General features: G+C 45.7%; 24 protein-coding genes and 1 rRNA gene. 8 read left to right on the forward strand and 17 right to left on the reverse strand.

Annotated features, from left to right (window positions below; translation table 11 throughout):
• Window positions 1-3 precede the first annotated feature (3 nt).
• Window positions 4-120, forward strand: a 5S ribosomal RNA gene (rrf, locus tag J0L70_RS29420).
• Between the two features lie 164 nt (window positions 121-284).
• Here rrf and J0L70_RS29425 read toward each other — a convergent pair.
• Together J0L70_RS29425 and J0L70_RS29430 are read right to left on the reverse strand one after the other, a co-directional pair.
• Entirely contained in the window at window positions 285-1,349 is a 1,065-nt protein-coding gene (locus tag J0L70_RS29425; protein ID WP_287456938.1) for a hypothetical protein, read from the reverse strand.
• A 38-nt stretch (window positions 1,350-1,387) separates the two neighbouring features.
• A complete protein-coding gene (locus J0L70_RS29430) occupies window positions 1,388-1,861 on the reverse strand; it encodes a DUF4112 domain-containing protein (RefSeq protein WP_017289159.1) in 474 nt (157 codons plus the stop codon).
• Between the two features lie 79 nt (window positions 1,862-1,940).
• On the opposite strand from J0L70_RS29430, the gene J0L70_RS29435 reads away from it, so the two are divergent.
• Both J0L70_RS29435 and J0L70_RS29440 read left to right on the forward strand, forming a co-directional pair.
• Entirely contained in the window at window positions 1,941-3,176 is a 1,236-nt protein-coding gene (locus J0L70_RS29435; protein WP_287456939.1) for a BaiN/RdsA family NAD(P)/FAD-dependent oxidoreductase, read from the forward strand.
• 24 nt (window positions 3,177-3,200) lie between these two features.
• Window positions 3,201-3,629: a hypothetical protein gene (locus J0L70_RS29440; RefSeq protein WP_190652642.1), complete on the forward strand. Its 429-nt coding sequence runs from the start codon at window positions 3,201-3,203 to the stop codon at window positions 3,627-3,629.
• On the opposite strand, the gene J0L70_RS29445 is transcribed toward J0L70_RS29440, so the two are convergent.
• From J0L70_RS29445 to J0L70_RS29465, 5 genes are all read right to left on the reverse strand, one after another.
• Complete coding sequence (locus J0L70_RS29445; protein WP_287456940.1) at window positions 3,626-4,921, reverse strand: TldD/PmbA family protein; 1,296 nt, start codon at window positions 4,919-4,921, stop codon at window positions 3,626-3,628. The genes J0L70_RS29440 and J0L70_RS29445 overlap by 4 nt on opposite strands.
• A gap of 110 nt (window positions 4,922-5,031) precedes the next feature.
• Window positions 5,032-5,292: a type II toxin-antitoxin system RelE family toxin gene (locus J0L70_RS29450; RefSeq protein WP_190652644.1), complete on the reverse strand. Its 261-nt coding sequence runs from the start codon at window positions 5,290-5,292 to the stop codon at window positions 5,032-5,034.
• The gene (locus J0L70_RS29455; RefSeq protein WP_190652645.1) at window positions 5,289-5,507 is read right to left on the reverse strand and encodes a hypothetical protein; all 219 of its coding nucleotides are present in this window, start codon (window positions 5,505-5,507) and stop codon (window positions 5,289-5,291) included. The genes J0L70_RS29450 and J0L70_RS29455 overlap by 4 nt, the downstream gene beginning before the upstream one ends.
• A gap of 60 nt (window positions 5,508-5,567) precedes the next feature.
• Window positions 5,568-7,781, reverse strand: a complete 2,214-nt coding sequence (locus J0L70_RS29460) for an NACHT domain-containing protein (RefSeq protein WP_190652646.1) — start codon at window positions 7,779-7,781, stop codon at window positions 5,568-5,570.
• 2 nt (window positions 7,782-7,783) lie between these two features.
• Window positions 7,784-8,176 carry a hypothetical protein gene (locus tag J0L70_RS29465; protein WP_190652647.1) on the reverse strand — a complete coding sequence of 131 codons (393 nt, stop codon included), beginning with the start codon at window positions 8,174-8,176 and terminating at the stop codon, window positions 7,784-7,786.
• A gap of 445 nt (window positions 8,177-8,621) precedes the next feature.
• On the opposite strand from J0L70_RS29465, the gene J0L70_RS29470 reads away from it, so the two are divergent.
• Window positions 8,622-9,014 carry a hypothetical protein gene (locus J0L70_RS29470; protein WP_190652648.1) on the forward strand — a complete coding sequence of 131 codons (393 nt, stop codon included), beginning with the start codon at window positions 8,622-8,624 and terminating at the stop codon, window positions 9,012-9,014.
• 118 nt (window positions 9,015-9,132) lie between these two features.
• On the opposite strand, the gene J0L70_RS29475 is transcribed toward J0L70_RS29470, so the two are convergent.
• Together J0L70_RS29475 and J0L70_RS29480 are read right to left on the reverse strand one after the other, a co-directional pair.
• Window positions 9,133-10,857, reverse strand: coding sequence for a phosphatidylglycerol lysyltransferase domain-containing protein (locus J0L70_RS29475; RefSeq protein ID WP_017289165.1), 1,725 nt, complete (start codon window positions 10,855-10,857; stop codon window positions 9,133-9,135).
• A 4-nt stretch (window positions 10,858-10,861) separates the two neighbouring features.
• Window positions 10,862-11,815 carry an alpha/beta hydrolase gene (locus tag J0L70_RS29480; protein ID WP_287456941.1) on the reverse strand — a complete coding sequence of 318 codons (954 nt, stop codon included), beginning with the start codon at window positions 11,813-11,815 and terminating at the stop codon, window positions 10,862-10,864.
• Window positions 11,816-11,978: 163 nt separating this feature from the next.
• Here J0L70_RS29480 and J0L70_RS29485 point away from each other — a divergent pair, with 163 nt between their 5' ends.
• Together J0L70_RS29485 and J0L70_RS29490 are read left to right on the forward strand one after the other, a co-directional pair.
• On the forward strand, window positions 11,979-13,346 hold the full coding sequence (locus J0L70_RS29485) for a glycoside hydrolase family 76 protein (protein ID WP_190652650.1): 1,368 nt from the start codon (window positions 11,979-11,981) through the stop codon (window positions 13,344-13,346).
• A gap of 21 nt (window positions 13,347-13,367) precedes the next feature.
• Window positions 13,368-14,252: an ion channel gene (locus tag J0L70_RS29490; RefSeq protein WP_017289168.1), complete on the forward strand. Its 885-nt coding sequence runs from the start codon at window positions 13,368-13,370 to the stop codon at window positions 14,250-14,252.
• Here J0L70_RS29490 and J0L70_RS29495 read toward each other — a convergent pair.
• The 3 genes from J0L70_RS29495 to J0L70_RS29505 all read right to left on the reverse strand — a co-directional run bounded on the left by J0L70_RS29495 (window position 14,249) and on the right by J0L70_RS29505 (window position 16,247).
• Window positions 14,249-14,455: a hypothetical protein gene (locus J0L70_RS29495; protein WP_017289169.1), complete on the reverse strand. Its 207-nt coding sequence runs from the start codon at window positions 14,453-14,455 to the stop codon at window positions 14,249-14,251. The two genes, J0L70_RS29490 and J0L70_RS29495, sit on opposite strands and share 4 nt — an antisense overlap.
• A 64-nt stretch (window positions 14,456-14,519) precedes the next feature.
• Complete coding sequence (locus tag J0L70_RS29500; RefSeq protein WP_287456942.1) at window positions 14,520-15,377, reverse strand: SGNH/GDSL hydrolase family protein; 858 nt, start codon at window positions 15,375-15,377, stop codon at window positions 14,520-14,522.
• A 249-nt stretch (window positions 15,378-15,626) separates the two neighbouring features.
• Window positions 15,627-16,247: a LabA-like NYN domain-containing protein gene (locus J0L70_RS29505; protein ID WP_287456943.1), complete on the reverse strand. Its 621-nt coding sequence runs from the start codon at window positions 16,245-16,247 to the stop codon at window positions 15,627-15,629.
• 380 nt (window positions 16,248-16,627) lie between these two features.
• Here J0L70_RS29505 and J0L70_RS29510 point away from each other — a divergent pair, with 380 nt between their 5' ends.
• A complete protein-coding gene (locus J0L70_RS29510; protein WP_287456945.1) occupies window positions 16,628-16,792 on the forward strand; it encodes a hypothetical protein in 165 nt (54 codons plus the stop codon).
• Window positions 16,793-17,049: 257 nt separating this feature from the next.
• Entirely contained in the window at window positions 17,050-17,676 is a 627-nt protein-coding gene (locus J0L70_RS29515) for a LabA-like NYN domain-containing protein (RefSeq protein ID WP_017289173.1), read from the forward strand.
• Here the strand turns inward: J0L70_RS29515 and J0L70_RS29520 are convergent.
• The 5 genes from J0L70_RS29520 to J0L70_RS29540 all read right to left on the reverse strand — a co-directional run bounded on the left by J0L70_RS29520 (window position 17,636) and on the right by J0L70_RS29540 (window position 23,783).
• A complete protein-coding gene (locus J0L70_RS29520; RefSeq protein ID WP_287456946.1) occupies window positions 17,636-19,231 on the reverse strand; it encodes a dynamin family protein in 1,596 nt (531 codons plus the stop codon). The genes J0L70_RS29515 and J0L70_RS29520 overlap by 41 nt on opposite strands.
• Window positions 19,232-19,397: 166 nt before the next feature.
• Window positions 19,398-21,449, reverse strand: a complete 2,052-nt coding sequence (locus J0L70_RS29525; protein ID WP_287456947.1) for a dynamin family protein — start codon at window positions 21,447-21,449, stop codon at window positions 19,398-19,400.
• Window positions 21,449-21,766: a hypothetical protein gene (locus tag J0L70_RS29530; protein ID WP_017289176.1), complete on the reverse strand. Its 318-nt coding sequence runs from the start codon at window positions 21,764-21,766 to the stop codon at window positions 21,449-21,451. The genes J0L70_RS29525 and J0L70_RS29530 overlap by 1 nt, the downstream gene beginning before the upstream one ends.
• Window positions 21,767-21,836: 70 nt before the next feature.
• Window positions 21,837-22,568 (reverse strand): PspA/IM30 family protein, encoded by a 732-nt coding sequence (locus J0L70_RS29535; RefSeq protein WP_017289177.1) that lies wholly within the window; start codon window positions 22,566-22,568, stop codon window positions 21,837-21,839.
• Window positions 22,569-22,655: 87 nt separating this feature from the next.
• Complete coding sequence (locus tag J0L70_RS29540) at window positions 22,656-23,783, reverse strand: hypothetical protein (RefSeq protein ID WP_287456948.1); 1,128 nt, start codon at window positions 23,781-23,783, stop codon at window positions 22,656-22,658.
• Between the last annotated feature and the right edge of the window lie 110 nt (window positions 23,784-23,893).

Here is a 23,893-nt window from a genome sequence, read left to right on the forward strand (position 1 = left end):
TTTCCTGGTGGTGATGGCGATGTGGACCCACACTCATCCATCCCGAACTGAGTGGTGAAACGCATTTGCGGCGACGATAGTTGGAGGGTAGCCTCCTGTCAAAATAGCTAACCGCCAGGGTATCATTAGAAAGAAAGCTCTCTAACGTTTTGTTTAGAGAGCTTTTTGACTTAAGTCTTCAAAAAAATTCTTGTTTCTTCAATATGCATTCATTTGAGTGCGATCGAAAAATCGTTAAGTCGCACTCAAATTATTTTTTGGATAGCTAGTGTGTTGCGAAGTTGTTAGTCGATACTGGTTTCGCGATCGTCCTCTAGCTTCACGCGAATCGTATGAGAGAAATTATCGCCTCTTGGATCGCCGAAGTAAAACTCTAGTGAATCACTTGAGAGCCGTTCTAAAGATTTCAACATTGCTCTTAGATGGGGGGTGCTAGCGCCTGTATCTTCGTAGAGCTTCCCAGATAGAGAATTAACTCGTTTCCAAGTTGTGTAGAGTTTGACGATCGCAGTTTCTAATTGTGCAGCTTGATTTACGAGTTCTGCGGCAGAATTCAAACAACCGAGTCGCATTGCTTCATCTAAAGCATTTTCAATGTCGATCGATTCGTCGTTTAATGCTTGAACTTGTGGGGCTGCTTCAAGATAGCGAGACAAAGATCTGGCTTCTCCAGTGGCTTGCTTTAAGGTGTCGAGATCTGGCTGTTCCGCGATCGCTTGGCGGATTGATGATTGATGGGCTTCGGGAAGCTTTTCTAAATGTTTCACTAAAGGTGCAACATACCGAGTCGGGATAGTTTGATCGACAACTTTTTCGCGAATCTCTTCAGGTAATAAGTCTGAACTCATCGCTGTCCAGTCATCTGAGAGTTGTCGGACTTCTCGACGAGTAATGCGATCTCCCCGTTTGACGGCATCGCCTACAAGCTGCTGAACTTCTGGTTCTGCTTGCGCTGTTTCTACAAAGGCTTGTTTGCTGAAGTGATTGATGTCTTCAGGTTCAATATGTCCGCCTTCTAAGAGAGTATCTGCACTATCTGCAAGCTCGATGAGCCTGTAGGCTTGAGTTTTACTAATTTCGCGATCGCTTAACCAGTTTAAAAAGCTGCGTCTAGGTTTTTGTTGTTCAGATGAGCTTCGCTGTACGTAGTGTTCGCGAACGGCTCTGAGAATTCGTCCACGCCAAATATCAGTTTGCAAATCGAAGCGATCGCAAACGAGCCAGGCTTGATCAATTTTTTGCTGAAATTCAAGTTCTTCAATGTGATCATTCGTTGGATCGGGAAGATCAAACTTGAATTCAGTGGGTTCTAATGCATCAAGCGTGAGAGGTCTGGGTGAGCGTGGCATTGGGACAATCTAAAAACAGCCGCATCATTATTGCACCTTTATCGGAAGATAGCATTCCAAATTGATCCGATCAGAAAGATTGTTAAACCGCTGAGTGCAAGCACGATCGATAAAAAGACGACAACTAATAGAGCAACAAATAGATAGTCTGCTTTTTCTTGCTGTCTGGATTGAGCTAAATGGGCTTCAATCAAAGCCAAATTTTTAGAATTCGCTTTCCAAGCAAGATCAACAAAATCGCCTGCCATCGGAATGATGCCTAAAAGAGCATCTAAAATCAAATTCCACATCATTCGTGCAAGAGAAGCACGGGGAATGCCCAAACGCGCCGCTTCTACAACGATATAAACTGAGACGAGTGACATTGCGACATCTCCTCCGCCTGGAAGTAATCCAATCAAAGGATCGATGCCGACGCGATACTTCGTTCCAGGAATTGGTAGGGCATTGTCTAGGAGATGCGTTAGCGATCGTAACCGTGCGATCGTGCTTTCTCGATGTTGAGTTTGCATAGATTATAAACAAATTACCTCTAAAATCTTAATCGCGAAAGATCTCGCTAAGATCAAGATTCTAAGTTGGGTAAAAGTTGTGAAAGTCGTTGTGATTGGCGGTGGGGCGGCAGGATTTTTTGGGGCGATTTGTGCAGCGCAGGCAGGAGCAGAGGTGACTTTGCTCGAAGCTGGACAGAATTGTTTGTCAAAAGTCCTCATCTCTGGAGGTGGTCGCTGTAATGTGACGCATTCTTGCTTTGAGCCAGCCTTACTTGTGCAGCATTATCCAAGAGGGGGGAAGGCACTGCGAGGGGCATTTTCACAGTTTCAGCCGAAACATACGATCGCGTGGTTTACCGATCGCAATGTGAAGCTCAAAACAGAAACAGATGGGCGGATTTTTCCGATTACGGATGATGCTCGCACGATCGCAGATTGCTTGTTGAATCAAGCAGCCGATTTAGGAGTAAAAATCTATACGCAATCTCCGGTTAAAGCAGTTGCAAAAGTAGAAGATCAGTTCCTGATTACGCTGCGGTCTGAGCAAGTGTTAACGGCGGATCGGGTGCTGATCGCGACTGGAAGTAATCCAAATGGGTATCAATTTGCACGATCGCTTGGACATTCAATGATTGATCCGGTTCCATCATTGTTTACGTTTAACATTCGAGACGATCGCTTGACGGATCTTGCAGGTGTTTCAGTTGATCCGGTGCGGTTGCGATTACAAGTTGGAGAAGCAAAGTTTGAACAGGCTGGAGCATTGCTGATCACGCATTGGGGAGTCAGTGGGCCTGCCGTGCTTAAACTATCGGCTTGGGCAGCGCGGGAATTGCATGATGCTCGCTATCAAGCAAGATTTTCGATCAATTGGTTGCCGAAGCAGAATCCAGACCAGTTACGCCAAGAGTTGACAGCCGTGAGGAATCAGATTCCTCAGAAAACGATCGCGGCAAATTGTCCGGTCATGCTGCCACGGCGACTATGGGAAAGGCTAACTGAAGCGGTAGGCATTCAGAAAGAGCGACGCTGGGCAGAACTCTCGAATAAGACTTTGAATCAATTGATTCAAGAACTGATGCAGGGTAGCTATCAGATTTCGGGCAAAGGAGTCTTTAAGGAAGAATTTGTGACTTGCGGGGGAGTGAATCTGAAAGAGATTGACTTTAAAACAATGGAGAGTCGTTGCTGCTCAGGGCTTTATTTTGCGGGCGAAGTATTAGATATTGATGGGGTAACAGGTGGCTTTAATTTTCAGAGCGCTTGGACGACGGGTTGGATCGCGGGGAATGCGATCGCAAAAGTTTCAGCTTCGGTGCATCGACCTCAGTAAACTCTACATTTGCTTGGTGATGTTATGTACAGACTGATTTCTGGATTGGTTGCTGGTGCAATTTTGCTGGCTCCAGTGTTGCCAGCGCGTGCTGATTTTGGAATTCGCTCTTCTAGTTCTGGAGTAACAATTGTCACACATCCCTCATTTGGGCAACATCCCCGAGGATTCCGCCGTAGCTACTATCCTTACGGGGGGAGTGGAGTTGTGATTCGCAGTACGATCGATAATTCCTACTACAACTATGGACAACCTAAATATTATTCGCCAGGATTTCCAACGCGGACGGTGATCGTGGCTCCGAAGGTTCGCACGATCATTCTGAATCCGGTGTATCCTAATAATCCCTATCCCAATAATTCCTACCGTCAGGGTTGCGGCAGTGTGATTTATGGTAGCCCGATTTCGTCTCCGATTCCGGTTGATCCCTATACAGGAGTTGCTTGTCGTTAAGCGCGTCCTGTGCAGGAGAGTCCTTCAACGATCGCAGATGAGGTATGACACGAGCCATTCCATTCTGCATCGTTGCCGAGTTCAACGAGATTCTTGAGTGCGGTATAGACGCTTCCGGCAACCATTGTGTCTTTGACTCGTCCGACGATTTGTCCTTTTTCGATTCGATATCCCAGGTCTACGTTGACGGAGAATTCGCCCGAAATTCCGGCTCCTCCACCTAGCATTTGGTCGAGAATCAAGCCATTGTCGATCGAAGCAATTAGCTCGTCTAAAGATTTTTTGCCTGGTTCTACGAGCAAGTTAAATAAGCCAGGAGTTGGATAGCTTCCTAATCCTGAACGAAAGCCGTTTCCGGTGGTTCCACTGCCTAAGCTTTTTCCGGTTGTGAGGTCGGTGTAAAACAGTTGCAGTTCACCGCGATCGATAAAGGTAATCGCTCTCGTCGGGGTTCCTTCGTCGTCAAACGGGCAGCTAAATGGGCCTGCTTTGGGCTGTTGAGAGACTGTAATGCGTTCTGAAGTGACGAGGCTACCGATGCGATCGCTCCAAGGGGATGCGCCTTCGATCACTTGTTTGCCATTTAAGGCGGCTTGGACTGTGCCCCAAAGCATGTCGATCGCTTTTGAGGTGAAGAGAATTGGAACGCGCCCAGTCGGAGGGGTGGTGTTTTCTTTTGCCCACTCTAGGCGTTGTAAAACTTGTTGGGCGATCGCGATTGGGTCGAGTTGATTGCGTTCGGTTTGTCCGTCTGAGACATTGAGAAAGTCGTCGCCTCTGATCCATTCCACTTCTAGAAAGCCGCTGAGGGTGGTGTCGGTGTAGCCGCAGTCTAAGCCGTTGGAGTTGATCAGGCGTGTGGTTTCTGCTTCACAGTCCCAGCCGCTGGAACAGAGTACGTCGGGATAGCGATCGCGAATTTGTGCGATCGCGAGGTTGCCCCATTCGACTAATTGTTCAATGGGAACGGATTGACCGACATCCGGGTAAGACAAGTGTGATTCTGAAGCGAGTTCGACTTCTTCGGGGTCGTTGAGTTGGCTGATGGCGATCGCGCGATCGACGAGGGCTTGAGGTTCAACGGCTCCGTAAGCGACGGCTAAGCCGGGTCGCCCGTCTTTCCAGAGTCGCAGGGCGGTTCCTTCGGCTTCGGTGCTTTCGAGTTGTTTGAGGCGATTGGCTTCAAAAAAGACGGGACGAGAGAGAGATTGGGATTGAAAGACTTCGGCGCACTCAGCTCCGGAGCGTTTGGCGCAGTCTAGGAGTTGTTCGGGTAGGGAATCGATCGACATAGAAATCTAGGGACAAGGAAGGGGATCTGAACCCTTGATCACTGTACGCTAAATTGATTTCTTGTTAGCGATCGGGTTGAAATTTATTGAATCGTGCTTACGGATGAAATCTATGAGTAGACTTCACTACGATGTCTAATCCGAATCACTGTGATGAGTTGTTCTGTTCGGCTGAAATCATATAGCACTCGATAATCTCCGACCCTAAATTTGAAGAAATCAGAAAAATCTCCTGTCAGGGCTTGTGGCTTGATTTGGTCAAAATTGTTCGACAGCCAGTTAATCTTGGTCAGGATGCGTTCTCGAATCGTTTTATCTAGGCAGTCGAGGTCTTCGATTGCGTTTGGTTCAAATTCGACTGTATAGCTCATTGCCAGGTTAGACCAAATCGCTGGGCGACTTCCTCGGCTGGAATTCCCCGCTCACCATTCTCTCTACGTTTGCGAGATTCAAGCAACTGCTGTTTCACTTCGGGTCTTAGCGCTTTGCCTTGATCTGGGTCTTCCAGATATTCTTCTAAGATCTCTTCAATGGTTTCTCGAATCAAGGCTTTCAGTTCGTCAGTGGTTAAGTCTTTCACTTGCATAATTGATATTTCAGCCTGAACTGTTCTCTCATTTTATCTAGGATCGAATGGCTTTTATCATTACAAATCGCTCATGGCGGCGAAGTGGTCTTGTAAGAGTTTGTGGATGAAGCGATAGCGACCGCCGATGCGCTGGAGGAACATTCGCTCTGTAGCATAGTTGAGAAAGCGGGCGTAGTTCCAAGGTGCAAGCCGATTAAACCATAGTACTAAACGAAGAGTAAAGTGCTTAATCAATGGTAAAGATGTGAAGATAAAGAGACAGACTACTAGCAGAGAAGTAAAATAAGTCCATTGGGGGTGCATCCCCTTGAAAGCGAAAAGAAAATAGAGGTAGATAGATTGAAGAAAAGCAAAGAATATTGCTATCTTCAATCTTTCACGTACTCCTTGGTTAGGAACATCTGCCTTTTCAATGGATTCTGAGAAAAGTAGAGAGATAAAACTAATCGGAAGGAATAGAAGAAAGAACAGGAAGCCAAGCGGTATTCTAACCAAATCAAAAAATTTATTTATTGCTTGATTGCCTCTAGATCTAAGCAGCAGCAGATATCCTAGTGCTAATCCTATTAGAAAAAAATGGTGTGTGTAAGGAGAATCAGAGCTTTCCCTAAGGATAAGCTCAACTTTATGGTTGACTTTTCTAAGGTTTATTCTCAAAATTCTGTTGAATCTTCTAAAGTTTAGTAGATAAGATGTAAGTATAAGTAAAACGTGTGTCAGAGTAATGATTGGCGTTAATGGTGTGAAAAAGAATATTGAAAGTAATCTTGACTGCCATTTCAGTGGCTCAATGCAGTCTTCTATAACTGTCTGAATTGAAGGAATTGCTATACGTAGTCTAGATGATAAATCGATAGAGTGCAAAACAGGAAGATGTTTCGGAGACTTCAGTAGAAGGTTACGATTGAATAACAGGCAAAAAAGAACAACAATAGGGGAAATAATTAACCTCGCTGCATCAGCTTTAGATTCAGTTGAAGCGATAAATCCAATTAATGAGCTAAATAATAGAACATTCTGAATACTGGATAAGTTTTTGACATAATTAGGTGATTGTGAATAGGGTAGAAGGCTAATCATAATAATAAGCCCGCTACATAAAGAAGCGACTACAAAAAGAGTTAACCAGTATTGCCATTGCTGTGTCTTTTTCTTAAGCCTATAAGGCTGAATCTCTTCAATCAAAAATTCAGTTTGCGACTCTTCTGCCATGTCTTGTGCTAAAAAAGCTATCCATGATTTCATTTGTCTGGTAGAAGGTTCTCTCCCTAAATCAAACATTTGGCTATTGATACGTTTGCTTACCATTGTGTCAACATAAGAATCAAGCAAGAACTTAACTCGTTCTTGCGTAGAACGTAGCGATTCCCAACTTTGAGTAATCTCATTACGGTACGCTATCAAAGTAATGCTTAATAGTAAGGGTTGGCGAACGAGTTTACGCAGTTCTACATCTGCATTTAAAACCTGCCAAAGAGCAGGACGTTCGATTTTTATTAAATAGCTTTCAATTTGTTCGTCATTCAGTTCTTGCAGATGAATTGCACCGTTAAGATTCAGTTTGTCAGGATGTAGTTCATATTCCTCTTGGCGACTACATACAACAATGTGAGTAGGGCAATATGCACTGTTGAGAAATTCGTTAATTGCCTGTATACAGACAGGTTGAAGTTCGGGTTCAACTTCATCAAGCCCATCAAACAATGGCAAAAACTTCTGAGCTTCTAGCCATCGTTCACTTAGATCAGAACTTATCCTGGCAGAACCCCAACCCCTTATCAGTTTTCTAGTTGCCCAATCTCGAATGCTTTGCTTCGGATCTTTCCAAGACGATAAGTTCAACAAAAACGGCATCGGTTCGCTTGGATCAGCGATCGCTCTCCGAACTAACGCTCTTGCAAGCTCTAATAACGTTGTTGTTTTCCCCGCTCCTGGTTTTCCTAAGATCAACAACTTGCCCGCAATCGTCGGACGATCGAAGACTTCTACGATCGGCATCTCCGGCGAGATCGTTTCGGTGATCTGTCCGCTCTTGATCTCCATATCCCAGAGCCGATGCACCTGTTCTGGTTGTGCCTGCTTGCCGAGATTAATCAAAATTTGATTGTGCAGCGAGGTTGCTAATCGACCCTCAACTTCTTTTTCAAATGCTTTGAGCCACGTCATTTCTCGATCAGGACGTTTTCTCGATCGAGCTTCACCAACATAGACATCCCGCGCATGCTCAATATTGAATTGATCGCGTCCTTGATTGTCATATCTCCGCGCCACAGCTAAGACCCACCCAACTTAGGATTGCCAGTAATGTTCTCAATGTTGAATTGATCTCGCCCTTGATTGATGTACTGGCGCTCCGCAGTATTTTGAGTATTGGTGATCTGACGTGCTAGCTGCTGTAACGTTTGAGCAAAAACCGGATCATCCATTTCATCTTCTAAATAAACAGACAGCTTAGTCAAAGCTTCAGGCGATCGCTCGTTCTCAATTTTGTCGATCGCTTCCTCCGCTTTCGGATGCTTCCCTTTAAACCTTTCCTTAATCACAGACTGTAATTTCTCGATCGTCCCACCGACAGTTTTCTTGGCAACCTCTCCCGCTCCAGATTTGACAAACTCATCGAAAGCAATTTTCGCGATCGCTGCTCCAGTCAAGGTCAAAGCATCCATAAGCTACAGCCAGAAGATTACATTTTTGTTGTAACTAATTCTCCCGCTCCTGTGTGCCAGTTTCCGAAACATTACAGAATTAATCAAATTTGCGGCAACTATTAACGCGATCGCTGTATCACCTAACCTCTTCACCGCAAACAGGTTTGTCATCATTACGAATCGGTTCCCTGTCGTCACGAATGAGATCTCATTCCCCGTGAAAACCGCAGCATTTGCCGTAAATGTGAACCCGTTCGTCACAAATGGGTTAGCTGTCGCGACGAACGGGTTAATTTTTTCGGTAACGCTACGGAGTCACCTCAGATCGACTCGAAAATTCACGACCTCTATCATTAAAACTTTATGAAATTAATATAATCTTTTGCGCGATTCACTCAACCGAATATCCGATCTAGAGAGACAAACTAAAACTATCCTCTAGATTGACAAGGAGCATTTCATCATGCCGCGCTTACAACGCACCTCACGCATCCTCGAAAAAGGACAATTGCGAATCTTGAAGCTCAAAGCCATCGATCCCTATTTCAGCGTCTCTAGCGATCGCAGTGTTGTCACCCTCGAACAACAGATCGACGAATTAAACACCAAACTCAACGAATACAACTCCACCCTTGCCGCACTCGACAGTGCCAAACAAGAAATCGAGCAACTCGAAAAGAACATGGGCAACCTGCTCGATCAACTCCTACAAGGGGTCGCCACAAAATATGGCAATGATAGTCGCGAATATGAAATGGCAGGCGGAACTCGCAAGAGCCAACGGATTCGCAAAAGCGCCCAAACCCGCACCAGAACCACCGCTCTGAAAAAACTCTTAAACGCAGAGAACAATTAGCGCTTCGATCCTCTCTCAGTTAGAGACATTCCTCTCGAATCTGAGATTACTATACCTCTCAAAGTCCCCCAGAATGGGGGATTTAGGGGGCTACACCCACTCCCCACGCAGCGACACCCTAACTCCCTGGCTTCAAGTAATCCAACAATCGATCGCCCGAATCTGCCCGTACTAATCCCACTGCAATATCGGGCAGCATTCTCCGACTTGGAAATACTAAATACCGAGGCTCCCAACGCGGACGAAATTTCTCTTTAAACTGATGCAGTCCCTTAAAGTTATAAAACTGATTCAAATGCTCAAAAAAGTAATGCAATCCCTTCTCCACTCGCTGAGCATCCGAAGCCTCTCCCACTCCCGCTAAAGGCGACAAACTAAAATTAAAACTGTCATACCCTTCCTGCTGAAAATGCTTGAGCATCTCCGCAAATAGAAAATCCATCGTGCCTTTCTCAGCTCGATTCAAATGGCGCATCAAATCCACAGTGACTTCTTTGCGATTGTAGCCAGAGAGTAAGTTAGAAAACGCGATCGCTTCCCCATTTCCATCTTCAACTACCGCAATATGGCACTCTTTCAAATAGTCGGGATTAAACCAGCCGATCGAGAACTGCTTTTCTGATCCTTGCTTGGATTTTAACCATTCATCACTCACAGGTTTTAATCGCGTAATTAATGAATCCGCGATCGGCGGATGATAGACCTGAAGGCGATAACCCGATTTCGAGAGCTTATTAATCGCTGTTCTAAAGTCCTGATTTGCTTTGCCTTTGAGATTAAACGTATGCAAATCAATAATTGCCTCTTCCCCAATCTGCACCCAGCGATATCCTAAAGATTGATAAATGGGCAACGTCTCAGGTAGCACCTCGTAAAACGTGGGAAACCAATCATTCTGATTGCAAAATTCTCGGAAACTCACGATCGCTTCTTGCAAGTCTTCAGGATGCCCAATCGGATCTCCTAACGTAATGGCAGCCCGCCCCTTTGCCACGTAAGCAATCACACTCTTACCAGACGGACTGAAGTAATACGATTTATCAGGCAGCAACGATAACCGAGCGAGTGAAGTCTGACCATACTCATCAATGATTTGACGCGCTTTTTTACGATCGTGCAACGTTGCGGGATCGCCTCGAAGTAACACAGGACGCAACAACATTAACAACGCATACGTCATCGTGACGAGACCCACAGCATAGATCGAATTCGCAAAGAAATCGCCATAGCGTCTCCTCGGTTCCAATCCCGCATTATCTGCTGTAAAGAACATCGCTAGCGTCTGTAAAATCGATTCCCGAAAGCTGAAGTTAATCGGCTGTCCATTGACATTGAAGTAACCATCGAGAATATAAAACCCGATCGTTCCATAAGCCAAAGTAAATAAAATCGCAATAATGAGCGCGCGAATCCCTTGCGCGATCGACGGAGGATCGGACTTCGCAGTATAAGCTTTGCGTAATACAAATAGCTGAATCAATAGAACCGTTGCCAGAATCCCTTCTTCAATATCAAAGCCCTTGATCAAATGGCTCAGAATCGACAAAATCAGCAAACCAACCGTGAGATACCACGCAACTTTTTTGCGTCGCAACAGATTTGCAGCTAGGGTCAACAAAACAAACCCCGCCAAAGCCGCAAACAAATGTCCTCCAGCCCGCACCGAAAACGGAAGAAAATGCTTTAACCAAGCGGTTCGCTCTGGATAGCTCGGCACGATCGCAGACCATAAATTCACCAATCCCATCACACCCGTCAAAATCCCGGCTGACCAAATGCCGATGCGCGTCTTACGATCGACATTGCTGGAGTAGGCTGTATAGCCTGAAGAAGTCTGCTGCATGAGATTAAAAGTGTTGATGTTTTTTTTGCGTATGGATGTGCTGAAACTGTCGTCCAACAAAACTGAGTGAATCGGTGAGATGCTTTCTCCAATAGTTCCAACCGACATCTTGTCCAACAATTCCATGTCCACCAGGAAATACACGAAACTCGTTATAGATTCCTAAGCGATCGAGAACTTTGTGAAAATCGCGAGTGGCATCTAGATACTTCTCATCCCCTTCACCTGCATCTAGATAAGCTCGAATTCTCCGACGCTCAGCTTGAGAAATCTGTGTAACGAACAGTTGAGGACTATTTTCAGCACCACTTTTGTCAATAAAGTATCCGGTATGGCTAAAGAAAATCGTAAATTTGTCTAAGTGTCTTAACCCAATATTAAACGCGCCCCAAGCTCCCGAAGAAAGTCCACCCATCGCCCAATAGTGCGAATCCTCGATCGTCCGAAACTGCACTTTCACTTCGTTCACTAAATCCTCTGCAATATAAGTTGCCACCTTCCCATTCGCGCCATCAAAATAATCCGAATCCCAAAATGGGCTTGTTCCCCGCTGATCATTCCCATCCGGCATAATCATTAAAGCCGCAGGTAGCAATTTCTTTTGGTACAAATTTTTGAGTGTTGCAGTGATCCCGGCTTTGATGTAGTAATCTCGTTCGTCTCCATGTCCGCCATGCAGCAGAAAAATCACAGGATACCGTCGTTTCGGGTGCTTCTCATAACCCGGAGGTAAAACAACTCCGTACTGTCGCTGTTCTGCCATGGCGTTACTATAAAAACTTTTGACCTGAAAATTTATCCCGGCAACTTCTTCAGGTGGAGGCGTATCTAACTGGGGCGCACCTGCGATAAATACATACCAATATCCGACTGCCGCCAGGATCAAAAGCGCGATCGCGCTGATCATCACAGCCGAGATTCGATTTTTTTTGCGTTTGGGCTTGAAGGCTAGCGGCATGGGTAAAAGCAAACACTCACTTTTTGAGCACTGTACTGCGAACGAAACAGGATGAGGCGTATTTGAAATTGCTTTGGCAGGATATAGATGATCCTCTTCCTTCCTCCTGATTTTAATCAGAGCGATTGCGTTATAACACACGGTAGGAGATTGGGGGAAACTCATGTGTGCTACAACTTATCGCGAACGAGCAGATGCCGGAATGGCGACGTTACAGACGTTCTACAATCCTGCAACCGGATTATGGAAGACCACAGGGTGGTGGAATGCTGCCAATGTTTTAGAAACAACAATCGATTACTGCACCTTTACAGATTCGCTAACTTACCGCACAAACATTTTTAATACATTTGAAAAAAACAAACGCAATCGTTTCTTAAATGAGTTCTATGATGATCAGGGCTGGTGGGCGCTGACTTGGATAAAAGCTTTTGACCTAACTGGGGAAGTCCGCTATCTAGAGGCAGCGCGCGTGATCTTTACAGACATGACGAAAGGATGGGATAACACCTGCGGTGGCGGAATTTGGTGGAATAAAGAACATAAATATAAGAATGCGATTTCCAACGAATTATTCCTATCGATCGCGGCTCGATTGTTCCTGAGAACGCGCGATCAAAGATATCTCGACTGGGCACAGCGCACTTGGACTTGGTTTAGTAAAACGGGCATGATCAACGCTCGCCACTTGATTAATGATGGGCTGAATGCTCAATGTCAGAACAATGGTCAGCCGACTTGGACTTATAACCAAGGTGTAATCTTAGGCGGGTTGATTGATTTATATCAATGTACGAACAATCGAGCATTACTAAAAACTGCGGAAGCGATCGCGGATGCTGCGATTCAAAACCTTGCACCAAATGGCGTACTTAAAGAACCTTGTGAACCCAATTGTGGATTAGATGGACCTCAATTCAAAGGTATCTTCATTCGCAATCTTTCTGATCTGTATCGAACCATTCACAAGCTGACTTATCGCGATTTCATTCTGCGCAATGCCGATTCAATCTGGGCAGAAGCGCGCAATCCTAGGAATCAATTTGGCTTATGTTGGGCACAGAAATTTGATCAAGCCGATGCGGCTCGACAAAGTGCAGCCATGGATGCTTTGAATGCGTCGATCGTCGCCAGCCGTACCCCGATTGTCTTGCAAGCCGAAACGGCTACCTTGCACGATTTAGCGCTAGAAGCAGTGTATGCAGGCTATGAAGCAGGAGGTTATGTCGCAGGCTGGAATCGAGATGGACAATGGGTGGATTTCAATTTCACCTTGCCGAGCGCTGGACGATTCGATTTGATTTTTCGCTATGCCGCAGCAGCAGGAAATGCCGCGCGATTCATCTTTGTCAATGGCAGAGCGATCGTGAATACTCAACTCTTTCCGGGAACTGGAGATTGGGCAGTTTGGAGTACAGTCACGCTTCCTAATGTCGCGCTGCAAACAGGAAACAATACAGTTTCTCTGATTTTTAATCAATCAAAAGGAAGTCGAAACTGGCTTAACCTCGATCAGCTTATAATCCTTTGATTGATACTGTTCTAGCGAGCTATGAAATCTCGAACTCGACGCTCTCATCAAGTCAAAATCCATGTTGAAAATGGGCGGTTTCAAATTGAGGGCATGAATACCTGGTTCTCCTATTGGCGTGATCCTTATCATTTGGTCTTAACGCTACCTTGGACTGGAGTTGCTGCCTTCATTTTCGTGATCTATCTGGGTATTAATGTTGGATTCGCTCTACTCTATATGCTCGGCGGAGATAGCGTTGCCAATGCGACACCGGGAGCATTTTGGGATTACTTCTTCTTCAGTGTGCAAACCTTTGCTTCCATTGGGTATGGAGCAATGTATCCCCAAACGTTTTACTCGAATACGTTAGTCACGATCGAAGCAATCAGCGGTTTGCTTGCGATCGCCATTCTCGCTGGACTTGCTTTTGCTCGCTTTTCTCGCTCTACGGCACGAGTTGTGTTTAGCAAGATTGCGGTGATTACACCGCATGAAGGTGTTCCAACTTTAAGCTTTCGCGCTGCTAATAAACGGCGCAATCTGATCTTAGAAGCCCAGATGCGGGCCTATCTTTTCCGAGATGAAGAGACCGCAGAGGGACAACATATCCGGCGAATTCATGACTTAGCGTTAGTACGAAGTCAAACGCCCGGATTTGCGCTGACTTGGCTTGTGCTGCATCCTATTGATCAATTCAGCCCGCTTTATGGCATAACGCCTGAAGAGATGATTGAAAGCAATTGTGTCATCCAAGTTAACTTAAGCGGCATTGATGAAACAGTGACTCAAGTGCTGCACGATCGACATAGCTACGTGCCCCAAGAGATTCTATGGAATCATCGGTTTGTTGATATTGTCCATAAAACACCGGATGGACATCGGGTTATCGATTACGCGCACTTTCATGATTCCGAACCGCTTTAATCTGTGGGTCGGATTGAGTCCTGCGGTGGCTCAATCGGGCGCACCACAACACGACCGTTTTCAATGGTTGTACAAAGTTTCTGTTGCTTGGGAGCGACGGAAGCACAACCATGCTCGGGTGATTCTTGATGCTGAATCACAGATTGTTGATCATTGAGAACCTTAACACAGCCAGTACAGGCTGGAACTGAAGCGGGAGACATAGATTTAAGTGACTCTACTTCGATTATGATGCATCTCTGTAGAAAATCAAGTTCGGGTAATACATCAAGTTCGGGCGCTTTGATCGACAATTTCACGTTGCACTTGCTCAAATGCTAAAGCTCCAAGTACTTTATGTGCGGTAGCAGTCGGATGGATTCCGTCCCAAAATAGAAAGCGATCGCAGTTTGTCGCAGTCTCTAAACAGGCATTCGTCACATTCGTAAAGCCATACTGGTTTGGATCGTTCAATGCAGTTTGATAGATATGAAATACATCGAGTTCGGAGATGGCTAGACCTGGTTGTTCGAGCTTTTCAAGCGTTACTTTGAGTGCTTGATTATATGCGATCGCAAAGTTGGTCAACTTCTGAGCGTTCTCTTGCTGGCGTGTTGCAGGCAGCTTTCCTAGATCTGGTAAATTCGCAACCAATAATCGTTTTGCACCTTGGTTTAAAAGTAATTGCAGCGATTCGTTGAGATTATCAATCGAAACAGTCGGCGTTTCTGTACTAAAGAGATAATCATTTGAACCTGCCCAAACGACAAACAAAGCTTGCGGGTTAAGTCTGGGCAGGTTTTTGAGAAAAGCTTGAACTTGAGCGAGTATGCCTGGAACCTGATTCATCCCCACTTCTCCGGTGGTTGCTCCGCCCCAAGCAAAATTGCCAACACGATCGGCACTTAAATTTAACTTGTCGGCTAGCTCTTCAACCCAAACCTTTCCGTTAGAATGCCGACCCTGATAGTACGGTGGGGCTGGCACTGCACCGTTCGTTGCCCGAAACACATTCCCGACATCTGAAAGACTATCGCCAAATACATAAAGTCGATCAATGGGCTGAACGGCGCGTTGGAATTGAGGCAGCATTACTGGAAGCGTAACCGCGATCGCGGATAAGAAAAAAGCAAGGATCAGCCACATTGCTCTCTTCGAGTTCAAAATAGTTCGTCTCATTTCCAGGATTTCCAGGCACTAGTGATAAACCTAGCAAATGAATCAAAAATCCACTTTAACGATAGAGAGAAATCGCTGCAAATTAATCTCTCTTTGGACTAATGTAATATCACCGTACTCTTACATACAGTGTAGAAGAACAATATGGGTCAGTAATCGGGGGTGCTACATTGCTACACCCCTTTTGTATGTCTTTTGTATATTGTGCTGTGTGAATTAAGTCGCAACCTGAACTCGATCGCTCATCTCATCGCGCTGAATCAAAGGCTTAATCTTAGCAAGATCGACATAGCGATCGGCAATATTGACCAAACTATCGCTCGTCATCGACTGCAAACTTACAACTTCAACCTGCACACCCCGATACGAGACACTATTCACGACATAGGTTAGATCTCCATCTCCACTGAGCAAAACCATTGTGTTGCAGTACTGCGCCAATTCCAGCATATCGACTGCGATTTCAACATCTAAATTGGCATGTTTCGATCCATCTGGGTGTTGAATCAAGTCTTTCGTCACCACTCGATACCCATGGCGACGCATCCACAACAGAAAGCCTTGCTGCTTCTCATTCCCCGGATCGACTCCCGTGTAAAAATAAGCGCGTAACAGCCTTCTCCCGCCTGCTAGATATTTCAATAACTTCGAGTAATCGATCTCTAATCCAAGCTGCATTGCAGCATAAAAAAGATTCGAGCCATCAATAAAAATTCCAACCCGATCGCTGCTGAGCGAATCCTTTGAACCAGACGGCGAGAATAAATCGCCTGAGTCGTAACCATCTTCCGGTTTGGGTGAAGATGCCCGACGGTTTGCACGTGGCACAAGTTGCATAAAAATTATGGTGAATTGTATAAACTAAGCTCGAATTCCAGCTTCCATATCACAATCAGTTTCGGTGAGGAGCGTGGGGTATTTTGGCTTCGACCTAGCCAGTGTGCGAATCAGGAGCAATACCCTACGCTGCGTCACCTGCTGGAAAATTCAAGACTATCTTTAGGTTTTACCGTGCTTTCCAAGATTGCAGGAGATTATGAAGGCACGAAACACGATTCGTTACATTTATTCTTCTTAGTTCAGAAATAAACCAAATGTGAAGAGTAAGCGAGTTTTGCAAAATTCTTTATAATGTTTTAAGATTCAAATGTCATGGATAAAAAAGGCTTCAATTCTATAAGAGAGCCTCCAAACCTAGTTGCTCGGAGGTAGATCAGATGGAACATGGATGCCCCTTTGGCAGAAATAACAAGACGATTTCAGGCGAATCAGGCGACGGTATTATTCGCGATGCAGAACGGTACGATCGCGGTGGAGCAAAGCAGCAAGTGCATGACTATCAGCGAAAGCGCGATCGCAGCACAATTAAACTTCGACCCTAAAAAATTAATTTATTGCAGAATGTAAAGCAGTTTTCTTAAACTTTCTAACAAACTGCGGCGGAATTTGCGACGAAACATGATGCTCTGAATACGAATACTATTAGGGTTCCAAATCGGTCTCCTAGCAAAACCCAAGCTTTCTGAACTCTGAGTGCCGCCGGCATCTGCCTGGGCAAGTCCTTTGATATGAACAGCTCACCTGATGCAAAATAAGACATTATTTTGCCTTAGGGGAAATTATCTGCTGAACGCGATTCATGATCCAGTTAGTACGAGAACCGGACGGTGTGGAATCATCCCTTCCCCAAGCCCCGGAAAATTCCTCTGAACAGTTACCGCTACTTTTTCCTGAAGAATTCGACGAAACAGATGCCCCAATCCATTTGCATCGAGGTCGATTGATGCTGTTTATTGATGGTGCAAATTTATTCTATGCAGCATCACAAATGGGAGTTGAAATTGATTATGCAAAATTGTTGAACTATCTTCAGCAGCAAAGTACTTTAATCTATGCGTTTTTCTATACGGGGGTTGATCCGAGCAATCTCCGCCAACATGCATTTCTCACTTGGATGCGGCGAAATGGCTACCGTGTGGTGACGAAAGATGTTGTTCTGAATCCATCAGGGTCGAAGCGCGTCAGTAGTATGAATGTTGAGATTGCGGTCGATATGATGCGCTTTGCACAGGATTGCGATACGGAGATCTTGATCAGTGGTGATGGAGATTTAGCCTATGCGGTGAATGCTGTTTCGCATGTAGGGACAAAGGTTGAAGTGATTTCTTTGCGATCGATGACGCACGATCGCTTAGTAGCGGTTGCAGATAACTTTATTGATATCCTTAGCCTTCGTGATGCGATTCAGAAGTCTCCAAGATCTTAGCGAATTGCGATCGCAACAGTTGCAACTGATGATGTTTTGGGATTTCAGATGCAATGGGTTTGAGTTCAAACTGCAAGATAGGGGTTGCGGATTGTTCGTATTGGTCGATCGCGGCTAAATTTAACTGACTAAAATGCGTGAAATAGGTTTGGATGAGTTCTTGATAGGCTTCTAATAAGTGCTGCGGATTAGGTCTTTTCATCGGTTGATCATCGAATAAAAATGAGGCACTTTCTCGCATTACAGAGGCGATCTTCCGACCAAATAGCAAATCGAGAGTGGAAGAGTCGTCACCCGATTCCTGGATCTCAACGAGTTCTTGCTTGATCGGTGGAAATGTGAGGACAAGTTGTTTTGGGCGAGGTTGATCAAAGAATTCGCAAGCTTGATGTACCCATTTCACGAGTTCTTGCTGGTAGTCGATCGCGCTTCGCTTAAAGGCTCCAGTTTCCCAGCTTCTAAAAGTTTGAGTCTGCAAGGCGAGGCTTGCTTCGAGCTGGTATCGCGAGAGCAGTCGATCGAGAGTTAACCAATCGCGGAATTCTTGTAAGCTCGATTCAAAGCCTTTTTGAATCAATCCTTGTGCTTTTTGCTGAATTTGAAATCGTTGATTGAGCGTTTCTGTTTCAGTACGAATTTCCGATTCTAGATCGCTAATTTTCTGCTGGAGTTGTTGTTTGATTTGAACCGCGATCGCTTGAATTCGTGCCGTCTGAGTGGTGCGTGAATTTTGGAAATGAGCGGCGATCGTTTGTAATGCAGATTCAAAAATCGGCAATCCTGATGCTTGTGCGGCAGAACTTTCACCTTTCAACCGAGCGCGTAGCGCTGGGAGTGCATCGACTCGATAGAGATTACTGATTCCGGGCGGTAAGTGCGATCGAAAACTTTCTGCTACAAATCTGAGGCGTGTATAAACTTGCTTTTGATCATCAGGGTCAAGCAGATTCAGGAAATTGACGACGAAAATGACGGTTGTAATACCGCGATCGAGTAACCAATCTCGAAGCTGTTCCCGCTCTCCCAAGGTCATTAGCTTCCGACCATCGAGCACTTGAATGATGACATCTGTGCTCAGGAGTTGATTTTTGACTAAAGTATCTTGAGCTTCGCGATCGTCGGTTCCAGGTAGATCAATGAATTCAATCCCAGTTTTGAGAAAAGGATGGGGACAGAATAGTTCAACAGATTTGACATCTTCGCGCATCCGCCGATCGTTATCTAAAATGGCAAACTGCTTGAGAAGGTCAGTTCCGGTTTCGGTAATCGTGCGATCGTCGTTAAATTGAATCGTGGTTTGTAGCGTCTCACCGTATTGGACTCGAATTGCTGCGCCTGTGGTTGGAATCAGGTCAATTGGTAAAGCGCGTTCACCCAAGATTGCGTTCAATAAAGTAGATTTGCCGTAATTGAAGGGGGCGAAGACGGCGATTCGGAGATTGTCGGAGTCGCGTTGACAGATGAGTTCTAGGTCTTGTCGAATGGAATGGTTAGGGGGAAGTTCGAGTGTGCCGATCGCAGATTTGATAATTTCAATTTGTGATTCTATTGACATATCTATCACTCAATCGATTCCTCTGAGTTTTAGAGTTTGATTCCCCTGAGGTAAGGCAGAGTTGATTCTTCGGAGAAAAGCGATTCTGTATTCTGGGTTGGATTTCGACCGCGCTCAATCCCTGAAGATTCTCAAACTAGAGCACTGAGCGAAGTCGAAACTTTCTCTATCCCAACAACGATCGATAAATTGATTCCACCCGATCGCAGTGTTGATCAATCTGTGATCGTACCTTCATCAATCGATCTACTTCCACATCTCGATCAATCTGCCGCGATTCTTTCTGTTGAACCAAATTATCCAGTTCGGATTTTCTCGATTGAATATCATCGTCAATCCGCTGAATAATTCCATCTTCATACGCCTCGAAACATTCCTGCACCGAATGATAAATCGGTTGCCATTGCTCCTGAGCAACGCTCGGTAAATAATGCACTAATTCTTTTTTCACCGCTTTCGCAAATCGTTGGCGCGCATCATCGGCTTGAAATGCTCCGATCGCAAGACCCGCAAGCAAGACTCCAAATGGGCCTAAAATCGAGCCAAACAAAAACGCAACGCCAACCGTCGCCACTAAATTCAGCGTCACGGTTCCAAAATCAAATCCACTAATCGCTAGTGCTGCTCCTGCCAAATTTCCGCGCGACAACGAGAACAATCCCATCGCCCATTTTGCCCAACTGGGTGCGCTCTCTTCTTTCTCACTAGAGTGCAATCGAGCTTGAATCCCAGTCATCTTTTCACTAATTTGTGCTGTCACTTCGCTATAGCTTGCTCCGTGTTGTTCAGCGCGCTGAGACAATTCAGAGAATGCAGCTTTCAGTTCTTGATCTGCTGTTAATGCCCAAGCTGCACACTTATCATTCAGATACTGCTGAAAACCTTGCTGAGACTTGGCATTAAAGCGCTCTCGCTTCGACTCACTAAAGAAATCAAAAAACTGCAGCTCATTCGGCTGATATTTGAGAAAATCCTGTTCAAAGGTCGCTTCCATGCCCATGAGATACGTCCGAAACGAATCCGCGATCGCTCGTGCCTTTTTATCTTCTAACTGGCGAATCTCATCTCGAAAGCGATCGCGAATCTCTGAAAGCTTCTGAAACTCCGGTTCTACCGAATCAATGCGTTGCTTCAATTCTTGAAGATCTTGGTCTAATAACGGAATCCGCAAGTCGATCGATTCTTGCACTCGATGCTGAGCTTGCCGCGCCAAAGTTCTTGCTTTTCTCATCTCAGAAACAGCCCGTTCCTGCGTCAAGAACGTATTCAACGCTGCGAGAAATTCAGGGAATCCAGTGCCATCTAGATTGGCATCCGGATTTTTGATGCGTCGTCTCAATGCTTGAATTGCAGAGATTTCAAACAGCCGCTCATTATAGAGATCATAACCATCAATGTTGCAATACTCGGCTAAGTTCGATCGAAAAACTCGTCTCAATTTCGATTCAGCCTGCGCCAACTCTTCAGCATCATCTGGATCAATCAAACTCTCTTTCACCTGATCCCAAGCATTGATCAAGAAGAAGACAGACAATCCGCGATCTTTAATGTAATTCTCCAGATATCGACGTTCTCCAAGGGTGCAAGGCTGCGTCGATCTCATCACAAACAAAATTGCATGACAGTTGTGAATGTAGCCGAGTGAGAGTTCATTCCGGGCTTCAGTATCATTCAATCCGGGACTATCAACAATTTCAACGCCTTTCTCAAGTAACGCTAAAGGATACTCAACGACTGCGTGACTAATATCTGGAAAAGCTTGCTGATTGTTTTGTTCTAATGTTTTTGCTTCTTCGGGAGCGATCGTATATTGCTCCTTAAACGTTCTGAAATCGGTTTGCAACGGCGACTTACCATCATTAAAATGAATCGTCACGCGCTTTTCAGTCCCGTATTTCAGCACGGTTAGCAAAGCTGTGCAAGGATTCACATCACTAGGCAATAAGTTCTCACCCAGTAACGCATTGAGAAACGTACTTTTCCCACGTTTCATATCTCCGAGGACTAACAGGCGAAATACACCTGCTTTCAGAATCTCCCCTGCATTTGTCAAATCTTCGATCTCGCGTTCTAGCCCTAACTGACCAGACGCGCCTGCACTTTCAGTCTCAACCTGTTGCAATGTCGCCGCGATCGCGCTGATCTCATCTGCCATCGCAGCTCGATTCTGCGCCACTCGATCGAGATCGTCGAGAAAATTCGTTGTTTCAATTCGCATTAGAACTTTTGCCCTTCGATAAAAACTTTGTAGAGCGCAAACGCGATCGCAACCACAATGAAGATAGTCGCCAAAGCACTTGCAATCCGAATCGCTGCAATCACGCCGATGACGATGCCAACAAAACTGGCAATCTTAATCGCATTGCGTTTCCAGCGCTGAAATCGCGTTTCTGGGGGCTGATGTTTAACGGTTTTATGGAATGGGGGCTGATTCACTTCTGCTTCAAGCTCACGCAGTCGCATGGCTAGTTCGCGTTCTTCAAGCTCTTTTTCACGCCGACGCAACTCTTCTTCTCTCGAATTGGCAGAACTCATGATCAGGATCGATTAACGTATGCCTCTTTAGCATTCCCACGATCGCTGATCTCTAAATCGACCTAAATTTCTACATGGATCGCCGAATCTCCGATCGCAATTTCTCTAACTCCGGATCAACTGGCTGGCTCTGCGGCAATGCCCCCTGATTGATCTGACCTTTCATTGCGGCGAGTTCAGCATCGATTTCGTCACCTTGACCTAATGCCTCAAACCGCTTCTCCAAGCTATCTCCACTTAATTCTGCCATTGCTTCCGATCGCGCTTCGAGCTGTAAGACTTTATCTTCCATCCGCTCAAATGCATTCATAGCGCTACCCGTGCCGACTCGATTCAGCATTTCATTTAATTGCTCAGACGCTTTTGCCGATCGCGCGCGCGCAATGTACATATCTTTCTTCGTCTTCGCTTCTGAAATCTTGCTCTCAAGCTTCATCATGTTCTGCTTCAGCTGAGTGACGATCGCGCCTTGCTGGCTTAACTGCGCTTCCATTGCACTTGCCGTTTCTACGTAACTTTTTCGTCGTGCTAATGCTTCTCGTGCCAAATTCTCATCGCCTTTTTGCAGCGCTAACTGGGCGCGACGATACCATTCCTCTGAATTCGTGCGAGCTTGAGACGCTTGGCGTTCGGTGCGTTTTTGAGTCGCGATCGCTTGTGCGACAGCTTGGCGAAGCTGAATTAGGTCATTCTGCATGTCCAAAACGGTCTGCTCCAGAATTTTCTCTGGATCTTCCATCTTGCCAACCAGGTCATTTAGATTTGCACGAATCACGCGCCAAATTCGGTCAAACAATCCCATAGCAGCATCTCCGCAGAATGATGAAGGGGTAAACCCCTCTTTTCACTTCACTCAATCCTACCGCACGTTACCGAGCCGTGGCTCTTCTTAGGGTTTGACTTCTGCTGCAAGACCAAGATTTTTCAGTTCTTGAGCTTTACGTTGTGCTTCAGCCTGGTCGCCGAATGCTGCAAGCTGAATCTTGCCATCAGGACGGACAAACGCATCCGGGACAACTTGACGAGCTGCGGCTAAAGATTGATCACCTGTGAATGGAGCCTCAACTTTATATTGATAGGCGTTATTTTCAGGAGCAGTCGTTGCGGGCGATTTGCTGACGCTGACAGATGGCAATAGCACTGAGGAGCCTGCTGAGACTGCAGATTGAGCAGCAGCAGTGGGTGATGGTGATGTGCTTGGCGTTGGGGCAACTAAGGCAGCTGGTGCGCCGGGAGTTGGAGTCGGAGTAGGAGAAGCAGCGACTGTGGGAATTGGTGTCGGTTTAGTTCGCAAGGTAGACAGACTGTCGAGTCCTAATTCCGAGAATTCATCACGATCGAGTCTGGGTGAATTCTCGGTTAATCCGGTTGGAGACTCGCTCGAATTCGATTCACTGGTCGTTTCAGCAACTTCCTGAGTGCTCAGATTTTGCCAGAGTCCACTGACGATCGCAGGATTCATAATCACGTAACCTAACATCGCGCTTGATACTAACAGCGTCAGCATTGAGCCAACGCCGAAAGGCGTTGATAAGCTCTGTAGAAAGCCTCGTTCAACTTCGACTTTCGCTTCTTCTCGCTTCAAGCTTTTGAGCAAATGCTCAGAGGACTCTAAGTAGTCGTCGGGCGGAGTTGACGCTTCTGCGGCTATGTCATAGAGCGATTCGCCTGCGGTTTCTGCGGCATAGGGAATCATTGCACTGTCGGCACTCTCGCTTGCATCCCCTTCTTCAGTTGCAAGCTCATGCATCGCTGCAACTCCTAAATCAAATGAGATTGCTTTCGGTGGCTCGGTCAGCGTTGGTGTTTCTGCTGGGGGAGTACTGCCGAATGACATTAAATCCAGTGGTTTTTTCGCGGGCTGCTTTGGACGGAGCACGATTGGGGAAACGCTTAAACCAGCCCGTTGTCGTCGATAGCGGGTCAATTCATCTTCGAGACGGAGATCCAAACAGCCTAAAGCCTCTTGTAACTTGGCACTGGGGGCACTCTTTGAGGTTGCTCGATCAGGACGCATAAGGGATAGACTCCTCGATTGAAAGCCGTGAAAAATCGTGAACACCGGGAACTGGAAAATCTGAGATTTCAGTGTAGTTCAGAGTTTTCAATTCGACGCAAAAATCTTGC

The sequence above is a fragment of the Leptolyngbya sp. UWPOB_LEPTO1 genome (genome assembly GCF_017302695.1).
GTDB classification, from domain to species: domain Bacteria; phylum Cyanobacteriota; class Cyanobacteriia; order Leptolyngbyales; family Leptolyngbyaceae; genus Leptolyngbya; species Leptolyngbya boryana.

Bases quoted from the DNA above. Each gene is read 5' to 3' on its own strand.
- J0L70_RS29445 (WP_287456940.1), bottom strand. From the start codon at position 4,921: ATGTCGATCGATTCCCTACCCGAACAACTCCTAGACTGCGCCAAACGC.
- J0L70_RS29425 (WP_287456938.1), bottom strand. From the start codon at position 1,349: ATGCCACGCTCACCCAGACCTCTCACGCTTGATGCATTAGAACCCACT.
- J0L70_RS29540 (WP_287456948.1), bottom strand. From the start codon at position 23,783: ATGCGTCCTGATCGAGCAACCTCAAAGAGTGCCCCCAGTGCCAAGTTA.
- J0L70_RS29510 (WP_287456945.1), top strand. From the start codon at position 16,628: ATGGAACATGGATGCCCCTTTGGCAGAAATAACAAGACGATTTCAGGC.
- J0L70_RS29485 (WP_190652650.1), top strand. From the start codon at position 11,979: ATGTGTGCTACAACTTATCGCGAACGAGCAGATGCCGGAATGGCGACG.
- J0L70_RS29440 (WP_190652642.1), top strand. From the start codon at position 3,201: ATGTACAGACTGATTTCTGGATTGGTTGCTGGTGCAATTTTGCTGGCT.
- J0L70_RS29450 (WP_190652644.1), bottom strand. From the start codon at position 5,292: ATGAGCTATACAGTCGAATTTGAACCAAACGCAATCGAAGACCTCGAC.
- J0L70_RS29495 (WP_017289169.1), bottom strand. From the start codon at position 14,455: ATGTCTCCCGCTTCAGTTCCAGCCTGTACTGGCTGTGTTAAGGTTCTC.
- J0L70_RS29500 (WP_287456942.1), bottom strand. From the start codon at position 15,377: ATGTGGCTGATCCTTGCTTTTTTCTTATCCGCGATCGCGGTTACGCTT.
- J0L70_RS29530 (WP_017289176.1), bottom strand. From the start codon at position 21,766: ATGAGTTCTGCCAATTCGAGAGAAGAAGAGTTGCGTCGGCGTGAAAAA.
- J0L70_RS29455 (WP_190652645.1), bottom strand. From the start codon at position 5,507: ATGCAAGTGAAAGACTTAACCACTGACGAACTGAAAGCCTTGATTCGA.
- J0L70_RS29490 (WP_017289168.1), top strand. From the start codon at position 13,368: ATGAAATCTCGAACTCGACGCTCTCATCAAGTCAAAATCCATGTTGAA.
- J0L70_RS29475 (WP_017289165.1), bottom strand. From the start codon at position 10,857: ATGCAGCAGACTTCTTCAGGCTATACAGCCTACTCCAGCAATGTCGAT.
- J0L70_RS29480 (WP_287456941.1), bottom strand. From the start codon at position 11,815: ATGCCGCTAGCCTTCAAGCCCAAACGCAAAAAAAATCGAATCTCGGCT.
- J0L70_RS29470 (WP_190652648.1), top strand. From the start codon at position 8,622: ATGCCGCGCTTACAACGCACCTCACGCATCCTCGAAAAAGGACAATTG.
- J0L70_RS29515 (WP_017289173.1), top strand. From the start codon at position 17,050: ATGATCCAGTTAGTACGAGAACCGGACGGTGTGGAATCATCCCTTCCC.
- J0L70_RS29465 (WP_190652647.1), bottom strand. From the start codon at position 8,176: ATGGATGCTTTGACCTTGACTGGAGCAGCGATCGCGAAAATTGCTTTC.
- J0L70_RS29535 (WP_017289177.1), bottom strand. From the start codon at position 22,568: ATGGGATTGTTTGACCGAATTTGGCGCGTGATTCGTGCAAATCTAAAT.
- J0L70_RS29520 (WP_287456946.1), bottom strand. From the start codon at position 19,231: ATGTCAATAGAATCACAAATTGAAATTATCAAATCTGCGATCGGCACA.
- J0L70_RS29525 (WP_287456947.1), bottom strand. From the start codon at position 21,449: ATGCGAATTGAAACAACGAATTTTCTCGACGATCTCGATCGAGTGGCG.
- J0L70_RS29505 (WP_287456943.1), bottom strand. From the start codon at position 16,247: ATGCAACTTGTGCCACGTGCAAACCGTCGGGCATCTTCACCCAAACCG.
- J0L70_RS29430 (WP_017289159.1), bottom strand. From the start codon at position 1,861: ATGCAAACTCAACATCGAGAAAGCACGATCGCACGGTTACGATCGCTA.